A 19,209-nucleotide genomic window follows, 5' to 3' on the forward strand; every position below is an offset into this window, starting at 1 on the left:
ATCAGGCCCCCAGCGGGGCGGTAGCCCACTTGCGCGCAGCGACGCTTGCGCGTGAGGCGTGAGAGAACTCAGATGCGACAGAACTTCTTGCGGCTTGTCGGCGCGACGGCTGTCTTCGCGCTCGGCCTCGGATATGCCCGCGCGGCGGTCGACGATTACGCATTTCAACTGGTTCAAACTCGAATCAAAACGGGGCAAAGCTTCGCCGATGTGCGCCTGGTCCATAAACCGGACGGCAAACTTGTTGGCGACGCCATTATTTTCGCCACGCGACTCGACATGGCGCCGGACGACATGGAATCGATGACGAGCGCCATCGAACTGACGCAAAGCCCTGAGCCTGGCCTTTACCGCTTCAAGGTCGATCTGACGGATGAGGGACGCTGGCGCATGTCCATCGCGGCGAAGATTCAGGGAGAGACCGGAACGCTCCAGGGCCGGCTGATCTTGCAGGCGACTCCATGAGGCGACTCGTTTTTTTGTCGATCTGCGTCGCGACAGGCGTTTTCGCTTCGCCTGTTTCGGGGGCGGAAAGGAGTCCGCCCGGCGCGACGGCGGAGAGCGTGGTGGCCTTGGCCAGGCGGCTCAGTCCAGAGCTCGCGGCCGCGGTTCTCGACGCCGACGCGGCCTTGCAGCGCGTGGGCGCCGCCGGGGTTCAACCCGACCCGACGGTCACCCTGCAGGCATGGGACGTGAACAGCAAGGGCGTCGGCCAGCGCTGGATCGGCGTCGAGCAGACCTTCAGGCTCTGGGGTAAGACGGACCTCGAAAAAGGCGTCGCCCAGGCGGACGCCGATGCGTCGCGGCATCAGAGCCAGGCGATGGAGGTCGATCTCGTCGCTCGTGTGAAGACGGCCTATGCTCAATACAGCGCCGCCCAGCGCGCGCTGGAATTATCGAGGTCGCTCCAGCAGCGCGTCGATCAGCTCCTGGAGCTGCTGCGGCTGCGTTATGGCGCGAGCTCGGTCGATCAGCAGGAGGTCATCAGGTCCGAGCTGGAGGCGGCCACCGCGGCCGCCGACGTCGCCCGCAGAGAAGGGGACGTCAAATCATCGGCCGCGCGCTTGAATGCGCTCATCGGCCGCGACGCGCGTGCGCCGCTGGCGCCGTCCAAGGGCTTTCCGCCGCTGAGAACAAAGCTGACGCTCTCCGGCGTCCAGGATCTTGCCCGGTCGTCGAATCCCCAGCTCGCGGCGACGCATGCGCAGGTGCGCTCCGCCACGACCAAGAAGGAATTGACCGACCTCAACTACTATCCGGACATCACCGCCGGCGCGAATTTCGTGCAGCGCCAGAGCGGCGAAAACAGCGGCATGTTCCTGCTGGGCTTCAAAGTGCCGCTGCAATATGAAGCGAAGGACGCCGAGCAGCGCGCGGCCAGCGCCAGTCTCGGGGCCGCGCAGGCGCGCAACGACGCGCTTCGTATCCGCCTCGACGGAGACGTCGCCGAGGCGTGGTATCGCTTGGAGGCCATCCGCAAGGCGATCAAAATCTTCGAGCAGCGCCAGCTTCCCCCGGCGCGGCTGTCTGTCGAGACGGCGCGCAGCGGTTTCGACGCCGGAACGACCAATCTCGCGACGCTTCTCGAATCCGAGCGGCGCCTGCGCGCCGTCGAACTGGAGCTTCTCGCTTTGAAGGTCGAGGAGCAGAGCAAATACGCCGACCTCGAACGTCTGGCAGGAGGCGCGCTATGAGCCGCGCAAAACTCATTTTTTCGGCCGTCCTCGCCGCTGTCGCGCTCGGCGCCGCCGGCCTGTGGCTGTGGCGCGCAGAGACGCCGCGCAACGCCGGCGAGATGCATGCGCAAGGGACCGGCCCAATCATCTACTACCGTGATCCGGATGGCCCCTTCTATTCGATAAAGCCGAAGAAGAACGCCGCCGGCAAGGACTATGTCGCTGTCCGCGCCAGCGAGGATGTCTCCTTCGAGGACAAGCCGCCGGAAGTTGCGCAAACGCAATCGTCCGGCCGGCGCATTCGCTACTATCGCAACCCCATGGGCCTTCCGGACACGTCGCCCGTTCCCAAGAAAGACCCGATGGGGATGGATTATGTCCCGGTTTATGAGGACGAAGCGCAGGACGTTTCGACCGTCACCATCAGCCCTGGAAAGCTGCAAAAGACGGGCGTGCGTTCGGAGCCTGTCGAGCGACGGGCTGTGACCGTTCCTGTTCGCGCCGCGGGCCGTGTGGATTTCGATCCGCGGCGCACCGCGGTTGTCGCGCTGCGCTTCGAGGGCTTCATCGAATCCGTCGAGAAGGTCGCCGAGGGCGATTATGTGCATAAGGGCCAGCCGCTCATGCGCGTCTATGGGCCCGACCTCTCCAGCGCAGCCGCGGAATATGTCGCCGTGCTCAACGCGCATTCGGCGGCGCGCATGGAAGGGGCGCGGCGCCGCCTCGTCAATCTCGGACTCGACAACGCGACGATAGCCGCCATCGCCCGCAGCCGCCGCGTTCCGCGCGTCATCGACTGGCCCGCGCCGCAGGACGGCCATGTCATCGAGCGCACGGCGCTGAGCGGGATGCGCGCGGCGCCGGGCGAGACGCTGTTTCGCATCGTCGACCACAGCATCGTTTGGATTTTGGCGGACATACCCGAGCGCGACGTGGAGGCCGTGGCGCCGGGGCAAACGGCGATCATCCGCGCGCGCTCCTACCCCGATCATCCATTCAAAGGACGCGTCGCGCTCATCTATCCGCATCTGAATATGGAGACGCGCACGGCCCGCGTGCGCATCGAGCTGCCAAATCCGGAAGGGCGCCTGCTCGGCGATATGTTCGCCGACGTCGAGATCGAAGCGGGCGGCAAGGAGAAGGTTCTGGCCGCGCCCGAGAGCGCGATCATCGACGCCGGCAAGCGACAGGTCGTCATCCTCGATAAGGGTGAGGGGCATTTCGAGCCGCGCGAAATCAAGATCGGGAAGCGCGGCGACGGCTATGCGGAAATTGCCAGCGGCCTTGCTGAGGGCGACCGCATCGTGACGTCGGCGAATTTCCTGATCGACGCCGAGAGCAATCTCAAAGCTGCACTGCAGGCGCTCGATCACAGTGAGGCGGGGAAATGATTGGCCGCCTCATTGCTTGGTCGGCCCGCAATCTTGTGCTCATCTTTGTGGGAACGGCCTTCGCCGTCGCCGCGGGACTCTATGCGCTGCGCACGCTGCCGCTCGACGCCATCCCGGATCTCTCCGACGTGCAGGCGATCGTCTATACGGAATATCCTGGGCAGGCGCCGCAGGTGGTCGAGGATCAGGTCACCTATCCTCTCACGAGCGCCATGCTCACTGTGCCGCGCTCCAAAGTCGTGCGCGGCTTCTCCTTCTTCGGCGTCTCTTTCGTCTATGTCATCTTCGAGGACGGGGTCGACGTCTATTGGGCGCGCTCGCGCGTGCTCGAATATTTGAGCGCGGCGACAAAGCGCTTGCCCGCGGGCGCCGCGCCGGTGCTCGGTCCGGACGCCACGGGCGTCGGCTGGGTCTATCAATATGCGCTCGTCGCCAAGGAAATGACGCTCGCCGAACTGCGCTCGCTGCAGGATTGGACGCTGCGCTACGGGCTCGCCAAGGCCGAAGGAGTCGCCGAGGTCGCAAGCGTCGGCGGCTTTGTTCGTCAATATAACGTCGTCGTCGATCCCAATCGCCTGCGCGCGCTCAACATCCCGCTCTCGCGCATTCGCGAAGTCATCCGCGCCAATAATGCTGATGTTGGGGGCCGCACGGTCGAACTTTCGGAGTTCGAATTCATCGTGCGCGGCCGCGGCTATCTGAAGGGCGTCACTGACCTCGAAAACATCGTGCTGCGCGTCGGTGGAGGCACGCCGCTGCTCCTCAAGGATGTGGCGCGCATAGAGCTCGGCCCCGATGAGCGCCGCGGCATCACGGAGCTCAACGGCGAGGGCGAGGTCGCGAGCGGCATTGCGCTGCAACGCTACGGCGCCAACGCCCTCACGGTCATCGACAACGTCAAGGCGGCTCTGGCGCAGCTTGCGCCGAGCCTGCCCAAGGGTGTCGAGATCGTCCCGGTCTATGACCGCTCAGAGCTCATCCATGCGGCGATCGAAACGCTGCGCGGCGCGCTCGTCGAGGAAAGCGTCATCGTCGCGCTCGTCTGCGTCGTCTTCCTTTTGCATTTCCGCAGCGCGCTGGTGGCCATCATCATGCTGCCGGTCGGCGTGCTGATGGCCTTCGCGGCAATGAAGGCCCTGGGGCTCGGCTCCAACATCATGAGCCTCGGGGGCATCGCCATCGCCATCGGCGCCATGGTCGACGCGGCGATCGTCATGATCGAGAACGCGCACAAACGTCTGGAGCGCGCCCCGCCCGATACGCCGCGCATCGATATATTGATCGACGCCGCGACCGAAGTCGGCCCGGCGCTGTTCTTCAGCCTGCTGATCATCACCGTGTCCTTCCTGCCGATCTTCACTTTGGAGTCGCAGGAAGGGCGTCTCTTCAGTCCGCTCGCTTATACGAAGACCTTCGCCATGGCGTCGTCGGCGCTTCTGTCGGTCACGCTGGTTCCGGCGCTGATGGTGATTTTCGTGCGCGGCAAGATCGTATCCGAGGAGAGAAACCCGATCAATCGGGCGCTCATCTATATCTATCGGCCGATCATCCGCCTCGTGATGCGTTCGAAAATTCCAACCGTCGTTCTGGCGCTCGCGGCCGTCGCCGTCACGATCATTCCCGCACGCCAGCTCGGCTCCGAATTCATGCCGGCGCTCAACGAAGGCGCGCTGCTCTACATGCCGACGACGCTGCCGGGGCTTTCGGTGACCAAGGCCGCGCAATTGCTGCAGACGCAGGACCGGATCATCAAATCCTTTCCGGAAGTGAAATCCACCTTCGGCAAGGCGGGCCGCGCAGCGACGGCGACAGACCCGGCGCCGCTCGAAATGTTCGAGACGGTCATCGATCTCAAGCCGAAAGCGGAGTGGCGGCCCGGCGTGACCGTCGAAAGTCTCGTCGCCGACATGGACGCGGCGCTGCAATTTCCTGGCGTCTCCAACGCCTGGACCATGCCGATCCGCAATCGCATCGACATGCTCGCCACCGGCATTCGCACGCCCGTCGGCGTCAAGATCATGGGGCGCGATCTCGCGCAGCTCGAAGGACTCGCGCGCCAGGTCGAGAAGGTCGTGAAAGGCGTTCGTGGCGCCGCGTCCGCTTATGCCGAGCGCGTCATGGGCGGTTACTATCTCGACATCATCCCTGATCGCGCAGCGCTCGCGCGTTACGGACTGATGATGGACGACGTGCAGGCGACCATTGCCACGGCCCTCGGCGGCGAAACAGTGACCACCACAGTGGAGGGGCGCGAGCGCTACGGCGTGAACGTCCGCTATCCGCGCGACTTCCGATCGAGTCCAAGGGCGATTGCGAGCGACGTGCTGATCCCGCTCGCTGGGGGCGGAACGATCCCGCTGGGCGAGGTCGCGAAGGTGGAGCTGGTTCGCGGCCCGACGTCGATCCGCACGGAGAACGGGCAGCTCGCCGTCTATATCTTCGTCGATGTTCGGGACCGCGACATTGGCGGCTTCGTGACCGAGGCGCAAAAGGCCGTCTCCGAGGCGGTTCAATTCCCCGCCGGCTCCTATGCTGTCTGGAGCGGCCAATATGAATATCTCGAACGCGCGGAAGCGCGCATGCGCGTCGTCGTGCCGGTGACGCTCGCGATCATTTTCCTGCTGCTCTATCTGAATTTCCGCAAGATCACCGAGACGCTCATCGTCATGCTGTCCTTGCCCTTCGCGCTTGTCGGCGGCGTTTGGCTGATGTGGTTCATGAACTTCAACATGTCAGTCGCCGTGGGCGTGGGTTTCATCGCGCTTGCAGGCGTCGCGGCCGAGACCGGCGTCGTCATGCTCATCTATCTCGACGCCGCGCGGCAGGAGATCGCGGCCCAACGCGCCGCGGAAGGGAAAGCCTTCACGAAGATGGATCTTCACAAGGCCATCATGCTCGGCGCCGTGGAGCGCGTGCGCCCAAAGATGATGACGGTCGTGGCCATCATGGCCGGGCTCGTGCCGATCCTTTGGAGCACCGGCGCGGGGTCGGAGGTCATGCAGCGCATCGCGGTCCCGATGATCGGCGGGATGGTGTCGTCGACCTTGCTGACGCTTTTGGTCATTCCGGCGATCTACGCTTTGATCAAGGGCGTGGGCTTGCCGGCGGACGATCAACCGAGCTTGCGCGTGGTTACAAAGTCGATGGCGGGGCCGGTGTAGGCCTTTGTGGTTCGGTGTTGATCCCGACGCTCGCAAAACGAGCGATCGGAAATACTGCCGTCGTTGCGAGGAGGCGGAGCCGACGAAGCAAACCAGCGCCGCATCGCTGCCCTGGATTGCTTCGCTTCGCTCGCAATGACGGGCTCTGGGTCAGGCGCGGGGCCAGAGACGCGCCAAGGCGGCGCCACATGCGAGCCCAACGGTCAGTCCCGTTGAGCTGGCTAAGGCGTCGAGAAGGTCGGGCGACCGCCCGGGGATGAAACTCTGAATCCCCTCCAAGACGACGCTCGCGATAACGAGCGCGCCCCAAATCAGCGCCCGCGTTCTACGGCGTCGATACGCAATGCTGAAAAGGAGCCCCGTTCCTGCATAGGCGATAAAATGTTCGAGCTTTCCCGGCAGAGCAGTGTGCGGGCGAGCGTCGCCGGGCGCCAGTGAAAGCGCCAGGATCGCCAAGACGCATGCCCAAGCGAGCATGCGGATCATTCGATGAGCTGCGCTCGCCACGTTCACTTCTCCATCGTCGTCACCTTTCGCCCGCCCGAGCGAAAGGAAAGGACGTGCTCAATATGTATCTCAAACCCGGCGTCTGGAAAGCAGTCCCTTAGCAAACGCCGACTTACCGAATGCCCGTGCAAATAGTAAGCGTCGGTTGACAGATCCACGCTAAGCTTGTCACCTCCGGCAATGTTTGGGCAGAAGCGGCAGAGGGACATCATGGACGGGAAGATCGGGCTCGAGGAGCATTTCGGCACGGCGGATTTTCTTCACGATTCCGAAGGCGTCGTGCCTGCCGACCGTTGGGACGTGCTGAAAAGCAGGATTCTCGACATCCACGACCGCCGTCTGCGGCTGATGGACGAATACGGCATGGAGATGATGATCCTGTCGCTGACCTCGCCCGGAATACAAGAGATTCCAGACGCCCCCACGGCCATCGAAACCGCCCGACGCTTGAACGATTATCTTGCGGAACAGGTCGCCAAACGACCGGATCGGTTTCAAGGCTTTGCGGCGCTGCCGATGCAGGACCCGGACGCGGCCTGTGTTGAGTTGGAGCGCTGCATCGGCGCCCTCGGCTTTCGCGGCGCCCTTGTGAACGGCTTCACCGAGCTTGGCGCCGACCGTGAGGCTCTGTATTACGACATGCCGAGGTACCGTCCGTTCTGGGCGCTCATGGAGCAACTCGGCGCGCCATTCTACCTTCATCCGCGTAATCCGCTGCCGCGCAACGCCGGCGTTTACGAGGGGCAGGAATGGCTCATGGGGCCCACCTGGGCCTTCGGCAGCGAAACGGCGGTGCATGCCTTGCGCTTGATGGGATCGGGCCTCTTCGACGAGCATCCTGGCCTGGCCATCATCATGGGGCATCTCGGTGAAGGGCTCCCTTACAGCATCTGGCGCGTCGATCATCACAACGCATGGGCCAAGGCGCCGCCCAAGCACAAAGCGAAGCGCGGCCTTCGCGACTATTTCCAGGAAAACTTCTACCTGACGACGTCGGGCAACTTTCACACGCCGACGCTGATGTGCGCGATTGCCGAACTGGGCGCCGACCACGTCCTGTTCTCGACGGATTGGCCTTTCGAAAACATCGACCAAGCCGCCCTTTGGTTCGATGCGGTCGATATGAGCGAAGGCGACCGCCGTAAAATCGGCCGAACGAACGCGCAGAAGCTGTTCAAATTAGGCGGCGACGGCGCCTAGCCGCGCCGTCGATTGGCCCAACACGTTTAGTCACGAGAGAAGCGCGATGAAGAACGGTGACGATCTGACAAATCCTTCTCGTCGCGCCATACTGACGTCCAGCGCCACCCTTGTTGGCGCGAGCGTCGTTCCTCAGACGCAGGCCAACGCTCACAGCGAGCTTCCACAAAACAACACCGCCACCGCGCCCGAATTGCCGCCGCAAGGTTACAACATCCTTTTCATCCTGGTGGATCAGGAGCGGTTTTTTCCTAAGTGGCCATTCCCGGTCCCGGCCCGCGAGTGGCTCAAGAAGAACGGCGTCACATTCAACAACCACCAGATTGGCGCCTCGGTATGCTCGCCGGCCCGCTCGGTCATTTACACCGGCCAGCATATTCAACACACGGGCGTCTTCGATCTGATGAACTATCTGTGGCAGCCGGACATGTCGACGAAGGTGAGAACCGTCGGCGACCGCCTGCAGCAGCTCGGCTACTATCCGGTTTACCAGGGCAAATGGCACCTCTCGTATAACCTCGATCAGGCCAAGCGCCCGTTTGAGGCGCCGGTGCAGGAGTACCGGAAAATCCTCGAGAGCTATGGCTTCAAGGATTTTTTCGGCTACGGCGACATCATCGATAAGGAACTCGGCGGCTACCGGTACGACGCGGATACGGCGTCGATCGCGATCACCTGGATGCGAACCGAGGGCGAGAAACTGCGGGCCGAGGGCAAGCCTTGGTTCATGGCCGTAAACTTCGTCAATCCACACGATGTGATGTATATCGATGCCGACCTTCCCGGGCGCCCTGTCCAAGGCAAGAAGCACGCACTTGGCATTGCGCCGCCGCCCGATGACGAGATTTACTCGGCCAGTTGGGACGGCGTTCCTTTACCCAGCACGCGCAGCCAGCCTCTCGACGCGCCAGGCCGTCCCGAGGCCCACAAGATCTACGGCGATATTCAATATCTCTTCTCTGGCGAGTGGCCCGATGAAGACCGCCGCTGGCGTCTCCTGCAGAACTATTACTTCAACTGCATTCGCGACTGCGACCGCCGGGTCATGCGTGTCCTGGAGGCGTTGAAGGCGCACAGGCTCGACAAGAATACGATTGTTATCTTCACCTCGGACCATGGCGAGTATGGCGGCTGCCATCAGATGCGGGGCAAGGGCAATTCCGCCTACCGCCAGCAAAACCACGTGCCGCTCATGATCTATCATCCGGCATATCCGGGCGGCGTGGAGTGCAACGCGGTCACATCGCAAATCGACCTCGCGCCGACCATCCTTGGCCTGACGGGGCTCGATAAGGAAAAAATCAAGCAGGCTTCGGAGGGGTTGAAGGGCAGGGACATTTCGGCGCTTCTGAAGAGCCCAGCGACAGCGAAGGAAGACACGCTGCGGTCCGGCGCGCTGTTCTGCTTCGACATGCTGCTGTTTCAGGACGCCTTCTGGATCGCCAATCTGTACGACTTCATGGAGTCGGCGAAGGTTCCCGATAAGAAAAAGATCAAGGCTCTGAAACAGAAAGAGCCGAACTTTCACCACCGGGTGTCGATGCGCAGCGTGTTCGACGGGCGCTATCGTTTCTCGCGCTACTTTTCGCCCTTGCAGTTCAACACGCCCACGACAATGGAAGAGCTACTGGCCAGGAACGACCTCGAGCTCTTCGACCACAAGAGCGATCCCGAGGAAGTCGAGAATCTCGCCATGAAACCCAAGGAGCGAGGCGAACTGATCATGGCCCTCAACGCCAAGCTCAACACGCTGGTTGCGAACGAAGTGGGCGTGGATGACGGCAGTTTCCTGCCGATCCGAAACGGCAAGTGGCGTTTCTCTCCCAAGAGCGAGCGCTGATCTCCGAAGGTCGCCGCCTCGTTTGAACAGCTCGCATTGGGGCTTGTCATTCCCGGCGGGCTGAAAGCCCGACCGGGAATCCAGATCCACGAGAGCGGTTTTGCTCTGGATTCCCGATCGCTCGCTTCGCGAGCGTCGGGAATGACACCGAACCAATCAAGCGGATCTCGCCTAAGCCGCCCGCAGGGGATCAGGCAATTTCCGCCTCCATTTCTTCCAGAGTCTTGGGCTCCGTCTTCTTCGGGGTGTGAGAGTTTCCGCGCCAGCGCTCGTCCAGCGTCTGCAGCACCACGAAGAACGCCGGCACGAGGAGAACCGCGAGGACGGTCGACGAAATCATTCCGGTGAAGACGCTGGTGCCGAGCGACCTGCGGGAATTGGCGCCGGCGCCCGTCGCCAAAACGAGCGGGAGAACGCCGAGAATAAAGGCGATCGACGTCATCAGGATGGGACGAAAGCGCGAGCGCGCCGCGTCGATCGCCGATTCCAGTATCGGCTTGCCGTCATTGAGGCGCGCTTCGCGCGCGACCTCGACGATCAAGATGCCGTTCTTGGCCGAAAGGGCGATCAGCAGCATCAGTCCGATCTGCACATAAAGATTATTGTCGATGCCGAGGCTGGTCAGGGTCAAGGCCGGCCCGACCAGAGCCAGGGGAACGGCCGCGATCACCGCCAGCGGCAGCAGCCAGCTTTCATATTGACCCGCGAGCACGAGATAGACGAGAAGCACGGACATGGCGAAACCCAGATAAAGCAGGTTTCCCGTGATCTCCTCCTGATAGGAGACGGCGCTCCACGCGTAGCCCATGTCGCTCGGCAAGGTTTTGGCGGCCACGGACTCCATGTGCTCCATCGCCTGGCCCGAGCTGACGCCCGGCGCAGACCCTCCCGTGATCGTGGCGGAGGGGTAGAGATTGAAGAGCGTAATCAGGGGAGGCGCCGAGGTTTGCGTCAGTTGCGCGAGCGTTCCGATCGCCACCATGTTCCCGTCCGTCCCGCGAACATACATGTTCAACAGGTCTTCCGGTTGAAGGCGAAATTGCGAGTCAGCCTGCACATAGACTTGCAGGACCTGCCCGAACTTGGTGAATTGGCTGACATAGGAGGAGCCGACATAAGACGTCAGCGCCGAGAAGACGTCTCCGACGGAAACTTTGACCGTCTCTGCCTGAACGCGGTCGACGTTCAGCCCGACATGCGGCGAATTGGCCCGGAAAGTGGTGGAAGGCTGCTGCAGCGCGGCGTCGGCCTGCGCATTTTTCACCATGTTTTGCGCCGCCACGCCCAGTTTCGCATAGTCGAAGCTGCCGCCCATCAAATTCACTTGCATCTGGAAGCCAGAGGCGTTTCCGACGCCCTGGATGGCGGGCGGCGCCACCACGACCGCCAGGCCGTCCGAGATGCTCGCCAACTTCTTCTGTACAATTTTCGTAAGCGACGCTATGTCCTGGTCCTTGGCCTTTCCGCGCGCGTCCCAGTCATCGAGGGCCAAATAGGCGACTCCGGCGTTGGAGAGCACGGCGTTGTTGTCGAGCACCGAAACGCCGGCGATGGTGATCACATTCTTCACGCCGGGCGTCGACATCCCGCTGCGCGCCGCTTCGCTCAAAGTGTTGGCCGTGCGTTCGAGCGACGCGCCTTCCGGCAGTTGCGCCACCACGATTAGATAGCCCTGGTCCTCGTTGGGGATGAAGGCTTTCGGCAAACGCGCGATCCCCCACACAGCCAAAGCCGAAATCGCGAGACCGATCAGCACAACCATTTTCGAACGCGCCACCAGCACGCCGACGAAGCGGATGTAGATGCCTTCGAGGTAATTATAGGCAATGTTGAAGGCGCGATAAAAGGCGTTGGTGTTTTCAGCCTGTTGTGGGCGCAGCCACTGGGCGCATTGCGTCGGCTTCAAGGTCGCCGCATTGATCGCGCTGATGAGCGCTGTCGTCGCGATGACGACAGCGAATTGCGCGAGCATCTTGCCCGAGAGCCCGGGCAAAAAAGCGGGCGGGACGAAAACGGCCATCAGGACGAGGGTGATGCCGATGATCGGCCCGAACAACTCTTTCATGGCGCGGATCGCGGCGTCATGGCCGGACATGCCCTGCTCGATATATTTCGACGCGCCCTCGACGATGACGATGGCGTCGTCGACGACAATGCCAATCGCCAGCACGACGCCGAACAGGGTCGACATGTTGATGCTGTAACCCAGCGCCGCCATGCCGGCGAAGGCGCCAATGATTGTCACCGGCACGGTCGTCGCGGGGACGAGCGTCGCGCGGAAGTTTTGCAAAAACACCAGAATGACGACAAGGACGAGGATGCCGGCCTCGTACAGCGTCGTGTAAACCTCATTGATGGAGGTTTTGACGAAATCCGTGGTGTCGAGGGGAAGGGTATATTGCAGATCCTGCGGGAAACGCCGCGCCAGCTCCACCATCTTGGCGCGCACCTCCTGCGAAACCTGAATCGCGTTGGCGTCCGGCGTCTGGAAAATGGCGATGCAGCCCGCGGGACGATCGTTCATCTTGCATTGTTGCGAGTAGTTCTGCGAGCCAAGCTCGACTCGGCCGATATCCTTGACCCTGACGAGACGTCCGCCCTGAACCGTCCCTTCGGACTTCACGATGATGTTCTCGAACTCCCCGGGATCGTTGAAGCGTGAGCGAATATCGACCGTGTATTGGAAATCCTGATTTTTCGCGGCGGGCGGCATGCCTGTCTGTCCGGCCGCCACGAGCTGGCTTTGTTGATTGATGGCGGTGCTGACATCCTGGGGCGTCAGTCCGAAGGAATAGAGCTTGCGCGGATCCATCCAGACCCGCATGGCGTATTTCGCCGCGCCGAAGACGGTGACATTGGCGACGCCATGCAGGCGCGCCAGCTCGTTCACGAGATTGATTGTCGCGTAATTGCTGAGGAAGGAGGCGTCGAAGGTTCCCTTTGGCGAATTCAGCGCAATGATCTGTAGGATCGCGGTGGATTTTTTCTGAACGGTCACGCCCTGCGACTGTACGGCGGCAGGAAGCGAAGACAGCGCATTGGATACCCGATTCTGGACGAGCACCTGCGCCATGTCGGGGTCCGTCCCGATCTTGAAGGTCACGATGAGCTGGTAGCTGCCGTCGGCCGCGCTCGTCGAGGACATGTAAAGCATATTGTCGACGCCATTGACCTGCAACTCGATGGGCAGGGCGACGTTGTCGATCACCGTCTGTGGGCTGGCGCCCGGATAGTTGGTCGAGACCACCACGGTCGGCGGAACGATATTGGGATATTGGGCGACCGGCAGGCTCCGCATCGCAACGAGGCCGATTACCACGATCACGACCGCAATGACGTTTGCGAGGATGGGATGTTCGATAAAGAATTTCGAGATCATTGCTGATCGGCGCTCCCCTCGATTGCCGTCAGCCTGGGCGTGACCTTGACTCCGGCCGAAACGCGCCAGAAATCCCCGACGACGATGCGATCGTCGCTCTGAATGCCGGAGAGGATGACGCGAAGGTTGCCGTCGAGATCGCCAAGCTGAACATAGCGTTGCTCGACCACATCATCCTTGTTCAGCACGTAGAGAAAGCGGCCGACTTGATCCGATTGCACGGCGCGATCCGGCACGAGCAACGCTCCCGGCAATACGCGGGCTTTCGGCAAACGAATCTGCACGAAAAAGCCGGGCAGAAGCCTGTGGTTGGGATTATCCAGCACGCCGCGCACGTAGAGCGTCCCGGTCTTGGGATCGATGCCGGGCGCGACATATTGAATTGTCCCGCGGAAGGGATAATCGCCCTGGTTCTCCATGCCGACCTCGACGGGAACCTGCATAAGTTCGGCGTGGCTCGGCATGCGTTGATTCAGGTTCTTTCGAACCGTCAGAAATTCCGTTTCGCTGAGGTTGGCCACGACATAGATCGGGTCGAGCTGGAGGATGTCGGCGAGGACGGTGCGCTGGCCGGAGCCCCCGACCGTATTGCCCGGGTCGACATAACGCTTGCTCATCTGGCCGTCGAAGGGGGCGCGAACCTCGGTGTAACTGAGATTGAGCTTTGCGATGTCGACTTGCGCTCTGGCCGAGGCGAGATCGGCCTCGGTTTTTTTGGTCTGGAAATTCCACTGATCGACGACGACCTGCGCCGCCGCGCCCTTCTTTTGCAGCGCTTCGTAACGGGCGGTCTCGATCTTCGCATAGACGAGCGCCGCTTCCAGCGCGCGGACCTGGGCTTCCGCCTGTTGAAGCTGATCCTTGTATTGCTGCTGCTGGATCGTGAACAGAATGTCGCCCTTCTTGACGATCTGGCCGTCGAGAAAGTGAATCTTCTCGAGATAGCCTTCGACGCGGGCGATGAGGTTGACCGTGTTGATCGGCGTCGCATTGCCGGTGAGCTGAATATATTCGGTCACCTTTTGAACTTTGGGGCGCACGACCGGGACCGACGGACCCGCCGATTGAGCGGCGACCACGGCCGTCGGCTTGCTCGCAGAGCTTTGCGCGGTTTTTTCCTGCGCCGGGGGTTGGGAACTATCGCTTGCGCCGAAAAGCTTGCTCCATGCCGACTCCGCGAGGCACGGCTGCGTCGATCCGCCAAGGAGCGCGCCGACGACGGCCAGCGCGGCGCCAGGACGCGACGTCCCGTTGCGAGCTCTTGAGCAGCCCGCGCCTCGCGCCAAATGAATAATGACCATCATCGCGAATCGCCCTTTGCTTTTGCCTTCGTCCTCACCATTCCGGCAGGCGGATTGTGGGGCCTCGGTCCTCGGGCCCAGGCAGACCGGGGTCCGGCGGCGGCGTTTCTCCCTCGGGCGATAGCAACTCGCCCCAATTGGTCCGGCTGCGCATCTCGCGAGCGGTGGCCTCGTTCACGAAGCCTTTGCCCTCGCGGATCTGCCAGCCGCCGCCGAGACCGCGGAAGACGGCGACGAGCCCGGTCGCCACATTGCCGCTTGCCGCCGCGAGATTGTTTTGGGCCGTCAAAAGATTTTCTTCAGAGGTCAGGACCGTCGTGAAGTCTTGCGTTCCCTGCTGATATTGCAGCAGCGCGATATCGACTGCGCCGCGCGCCTCCAAGACGCTGCGCGCCAGATAGCGCGCCTGCGTCTTGGAAAGCGTGAATTTGGAAATGCCGTCTTCGACTTGCTGCTGCGCCACGAGCACAGCGTTCTGATAGTCGACCAGATATTGCTGCAGGGTCGCGTCCTGGAGACGCACATTATTGGCGATCTGGCCGTAATTGAGCACGTTCCATTTGAACGACGGCCCGACGGTGAACATTCGGCCGATGGGGTGGAACGCCTGAGCCAGATTATGTCCGCTGGCCGTGGACGCGAGCCCGCCGAAGCCGCCTGTGATGCTGATCGCCGGATAGAGCTCCGCCTGCGCCACGCCGATCTGCGCGCTTTGCGCCGCGGCCTTCAATTCGGCGGCGCGAATATCCGGTCTGCGGCGCAGCAGATCCGCCGGAACGCCGACCACCACTTTGTCCGGGGCGGATGGGATTTTCCCGCTGGAAGAGGCGAGCATGGCGCCGATCTCGCCGGGCGCCATGCCGAGGAGCACGGCCAATGCGTTTTGCCCCGTGCGCAACTGGAGCGTCAGTTGCGGGACGGTCGCCTCGGTCGTCGCAAGCACATTTTCCGCCTGGTGGACGTCGAGCATCGTGGCGGCGCCGCCCTTGTAGCGGTCGCGCGCAATGCGGACCGCTTCGCGCTGCCGCGTGATATTTTCGCGGGCGATGGCGATCTGGCGTTCGAGCGTGCGAATGCCGATATAGGTCTGCGCGACGTCGGCGAGCAGCGTGACGAGCACGTCGTCATAGCTCGCAATCGAGGCGAGATAAGTGGCGTCGACTGATTCGACGCCGCGCCGGAATTTCCCCCAGAAATCGAGTTCCCAGACGGCGGCCGCCGACCAATTGTCGGCCCAGAAATTTCCGAGCGTGGAGGAGTTTCCGCCTTGCGACGGCGTGGTCGCATTGCTCGAGCGATTGTACGACGTCGAGATGGAAAGCGCTTGTTTCTGCGGAAATAATTCTCCGATCGCGACGCCCAGCTCTGCGCGCGCCTGAAGCACTTTCGTACCGGCGCTCAGCAGAGTCAGGTTCTGCGCGTAGGCGGCGTCGATGAGCCGGTCGAGGACCGGATCGTGGAAGACCCGCCACCAGTCCCGATATTCGGCAGGACCGCTTTTGAGCGAGTGGTTGCGCCATTCGATCCAGGCGTCGGCGATCGGCGCCTGCGGCGTTGCGAAGTCAGGGCCGACAGCGCATCCGGCCGACAGGGTCGAAAGGACGATCGCGACACACGCCGCGCCCCTCTTCTTCGCACCAGCAGCTCCCATCAAGGCCCCAATTTTTCTCGTAAAATGCTTTGGCCAGTTGACGCGCGACGCGCGGCCTCCCGGTGCGTTCCTTGACCAAGGATCGACGTCCTTCAGTGGAGGTCTGAAGCGAGAGGCGAATCAGCCGGCGCGACTACCGAGCTCAAGTTAATATACAGTGCAACGCTCATGGCGCCAGATTTCCCGATATCTTCCCACAGTTCCTTCTGAATGGCCACGCGCGACAATCTCGCCAGTGAGCGCTGATCGGCCCTTCTAGCCTTCGAGAAATTTGCGCGCCGCTTCGACGCTTGGCCGCGCTCGCCCGCTTTTGCGCGGCTCGTCGAGAGTTCAAGCCTCCCCGAGAAGATAGTATATTTTGCTAACTGGAACGATTCCTAACTGGGAATCGACCTTGTTTGAAATAAAACAATCCGTACAGCGGCCTGTCGGAAAGCGTCTTATTGTAAGAGTTCCATTCTAGGCCCGCGAATAATTGACCAATGGCAAGCTACAGCACTAGCTTTAGTCAACAGACATTGCGCTTCGACGTGGCGCAGACGCACACAGACAGTATGGATTCAGAATGAAGAAGGTCAAATCTCCCGTTTCGCTCCGAGCATTGCACGCGTCTCTCCCCGGCCTCTCGGAACGCGCCTCGGCGAAAGCGCTCGGCGCTGCGATTGTCGCCACCGGCGTCAGCGTCTCGGCTTTGGCGCAGGAGTCGTCGACGACCCTGCCGCCTGTCAAAATCGACGCGCCTCGAGAGAAGCCGCGCCCAGTCGTCACTCCCGTGAAGCCGAAACCCACGCCGGTCGCCGCCGCGAAGCCGCAACCAGCCCAACACCCGGCCCAGTCTCATGCATCGGCGGGAGAGCGCAGCGCCGGTACGACGTCTGCGAGCGCGGCTTCGGCAGGCGGGCGGGGCGGCGCGCCGAGCGTTCCGCTCTTCGTTGGCGCAGCCGACGCCGACCCCTATGCGGATCCGGTCGCGCCGTATCGTGCTGTTCGACTTTCGTCGAATAAATTCACGCAGCCGATACTCGATACGCCGCGCACCATAACGGTCCTCACAAAGGAAGTGCTCCAGGACAAGAACGCCACGACTCTGCGCGAGATCGGCCGCAGCACGGCGGGCGTGACGCTTGGAACCGGCGAAGGCGGCAACGCCTTCGGCGACCGTTTCTTCATACGCGGCTTCGATGCGCGGAACGACATCTTTATCGACGGCGTTCGTGATCCGGGTGTCAGCATCCGCGAAAATTTCTACACCGAGCAGGTCGAAATCCTGCGCGGCCCTGGCTCGTCATTCGCCGGTCGCGGCACTGCCGGCGGCGCGGTCAATATCGTGACCAAACAGGCGACCGACCGTGATTTCACGGATCTGAACTTCATGGGCGGCTTTTCGGATCATACGAAGCGCGTCACGCTGGACGTCAACAAAGCGATCAGCCCGATCCTGGCGGTGCGTCTCAACGCCATGTATCAGGGCGCCAATGTGGCCGGGCGCAGCTATGTCGTCGACGACCGCAACGGCGTCGCGGGTTCTGTCGTTTTCAAGCCGATCGAGGGGCTGACGCTGACGGCGGAATATAACCACGTCTATCTACGTGGGCTGCCGGACTTTGGCGTGCCCTACAATCGAATCGCCAATCGCCCGGTCACCGAAAACCTCGTCCCGCGTTATACGTGGTACGGACTCCTTGGCCGGGATTTCCAAGCCTCGCAGCAGGACTTCGGCACCTTCACCGCTCAATATAAAGTGTCGGAAAACGTGACGCTCAGCAGCCGTTTTCGCCAGGGGCGATCGGTTCTGGATTATATCGGCACGCTCGCGCAAAACGCCAATATCTTTTCGGGGACCGTGTCGCTCAGCCCGCAAAGCCGAAATCAGGTTACGAGCGTACTGGATAATCAAACAGAGGCGAATATCAAGTTCAGCACAGGCCCCGTCAGTCACGCGGTCGTGACGGGCGTCGAGTTTTCCCGCGAAGGACTCACGCGAAACACTTATTCCGGTTTGCAATCCGAGCTCAACGCCGCAGGACCCGCGAACGGCAGCGTTGTCGGCAACCTGTATCTGCCGCCGACATATCTGCCTTTCTTGAGCGACCCCTATCTGACAGCCAATCCCACGCGCATAGCGGTCGACTCCAAGTCGGGATATGTCATCGAGACGGCGAATTATCAGGATCTCGTTCTCGCCAACGGCGGCGTCCGCTACGACGATTACACGATCACGAGCCGCAACGAAACCTACACGACCTTCGCGGCCAATCACTCCGGCATGGTCAATTACAATGTCGGCCTGACCGTGAAGCCGATGCCGAACGTCAGCCTTTATGCGGCTTACGCAACATCGAGCAATCCCGTGGGGGCCGAGCTCGACGGAAGCGCTGCAAATTACGGCGGTCTTTCGACTGCGGCCCAGATTTTCGCGCCTCAATACAACCGTGCGAAGGAGTTGGGCGTCAAATGGGAGCTGTTCGGGCATCTGCTCGCGACTGCGGCCTTGTTCCGGACCGACGTGACCGGCGCACGCGAAGTGAACGCCGGCGTGACCACCGGCAATGCGGCCTATTATGTTCAGGGCGTCGATCTCGAACTGGCCGGCAACATCACGGAAAAGTGGAGCGCGATGGGCGGGCTCGTCCTGATGGAGTCCAAGGTGACGAGCTCCTATGCTCCGACCAATGTCGGCTTGCAGCTCGCCAATGTCGCCCACCAGTCATTCAGCATGCTCTCCAAATACAAATTCGGAGACGTGCTTGGGCTTAATCCCGACGTCCTGGAGTTCGGCGGACAAGCAATCTACCGTTCGAAAATCTACGGCGGCAACAATCTCGTCGCCAATGGCGGAACCAGCTTCAACGCTTTTGGCTGGCCGACGCCGACCGCGAGCAATCCCTACGTGAATGTGCCAACGCAACTTCCGTCCTACTGGCGGTTCGATGTCTTCACCGAAGCGAAGATCGGCCCCTACACGACGCTCAAATTCTCGGTGACAAACCTCTTCAACCGCACCTACTACGACTCCTTCTACCAAACTGCCGCGCCTTTCGCGCAGATGGCGCCCGGTCGCGCCGCCTATCTCGAAGCCAGCGTGAAGTTCTAGGAGGCTTGC

General features: G+C 61.9%; 11 protein-coding genes. 7 read left to right on the plus strand and 4 right to left on the minus strand.

The features are described from left to right. Positions 1-72: 72 nt before the first annotated feature. The 4 genes from JJT62_RS07285 to JJT62_RS07300 are packed head-to-tail and all read left to right on the plus strand — an operon-like array spanning position 73 to position 6,228. Complete coding sequence (locus JJT62_RS07285; RefSeq protein WP_202072062.1) at positions 73-465, plus strand: FixH family protein; 393 nt, start codon at positions 73-75, stop codon at positions 463-465. Then, positions 462-1,694, plus strand: a complete 1,233-nt coding sequence (locus tag JJT62_RS07290) for a TolC family protein (RefSeq protein WP_202072063.1) — start codon at positions 462-464, stop codon at positions 1,692-1,694. Before JJT62_RS07285 ends, JJT62_RS07290 begins: the two co-directional genes overlap by 4 nt. Then, entirely contained in the window at positions 1,691-3,067 is a 1,377-nt protein-coding gene (locus tag JJT62_RS07295) for an efflux RND transporter periplasmic adaptor subunit (protein ID WP_202072064.1), read from the plus strand. Before JJT62_RS07290 ends, JJT62_RS07295 begins: the two co-directional genes overlap by 4 nt. After that, positions 3,064-6,228 (plus strand): efflux RND transporter permease subunit, encoded by a 3,165-nt coding sequence (locus JJT62_RS07300; RefSeq protein WP_202072065.1) that lies wholly within the window; start codon positions 3,064-3,066, stop codon positions 6,226-6,228. The genes JJT62_RS07295 and JJT62_RS07300 overlap by 4 nt, the downstream gene beginning before the upstream one ends. Positions 6,229-6,378: 150 nt before the next feature. Here the strand turns inward: JJT62_RS07300 and JJT62_RS19530 are convergent, their stop codons facing one another. Beyond that, the gene (locus tag JJT62_RS19530; protein WP_370568510.1) at positions 6,379-6,714 is read right to left on the minus strand and encodes a VanZ family protein; all 336 of its coding nucleotides are present in this window, start codon (positions 6,712-6,714) and stop codon (positions 6,379-6,381) included. A gap of 231 nt (positions 6,715-6,945) precedes the next feature. Here JJT62_RS19530 and JJT62_RS07310 point away from each other — a divergent pair, with 231 nt between their 5' ends. Continuing rightward, positions 6,946-7,935: an amidohydrolase family protein gene (locus JJT62_RS07310; protein WP_202072067.1), complete on the plus strand. Its 990-nt coding sequence runs from the start codon at positions 6,946-6,948 to the stop codon at positions 7,933-7,935. 46 nt (positions 7,936-7,981) lie between these two features. After that, on the plus strand, positions 7,982-9,775 hold the full coding sequence (locus JJT62_RS07315) for a sulfatase-like hydrolase/transferase (RefSeq protein ID WP_202072068.1): 1,794 nt from the start codon (positions 7,982-7,984) through the stop codon (positions 9,773-9,775). 190 nt (positions 9,776-9,965) lie between these two features. Here JJT62_RS07315 and JJT62_RS07320 read toward each other — a convergent pair whose 3' ends face one another. From JJT62_RS07320 to JJT62_RS07330, 3 genes are read right to left on the minus strand one after another with little or no spacing between them, the layout of a single operon-like run. Continuing rightward, positions 9,966-13,154 (minus strand): efflux RND transporter permease subunit, encoded by a 3,189-nt coding sequence (locus tag JJT62_RS07320; RefSeq protein ID WP_202072069.1) that lies wholly within the window; start codon positions 13,152-13,154, stop codon positions 9,966-9,968. Then, entirely contained in the window at positions 13,151-14,458 is a 1,308-nt protein-coding gene (locus JJT62_RS07325) for an efflux RND transporter periplasmic adaptor subunit (protein WP_370568501.1), read from the minus strand. The genes JJT62_RS07320 and JJT62_RS07325 overlap by 4 nt, the downstream gene beginning before the upstream one ends. 31 nt (positions 14,459-14,489) lie before the next feature. After that, on the minus strand, positions 14,490-16,106 hold the full coding sequence (locus JJT62_RS07330; RefSeq protein WP_202072070.1) for an efflux transporter outer membrane subunit: 1,617 nt from the start codon (positions 16,104-16,106) through the stop codon (positions 14,490-14,492). A 565-nt stretch (positions 16,107-16,671) separates the two neighbouring features. On the opposite strand from JJT62_RS07330, the gene JJT62_RS07335 reads away from it, so the two are divergent. Continuing rightward, positions 16,672-19,200: a TonB-dependent siderophore receptor gene (locus JJT62_RS07335; RefSeq protein ID WP_202072071.1), complete on the plus strand. Its 2,529-nt coding sequence runs from the start codon at positions 16,672-16,674 to the stop codon at positions 19,198-19,200. Positions 19,201-19,209: the final 9 nt, after the last annotated feature.

The sequence above is a fragment of the Methylocystis sp. Sn-Cys genome (assembly GCF_016745395.1).
In the GTDB taxonomy this organism is placed as follows: Bacteria; Pseudomonadota; Alphaproteobacteria; order Rhizobiales; family Beijerinckiaceae; genus Methylocystis; species Methylocystis iwaonis.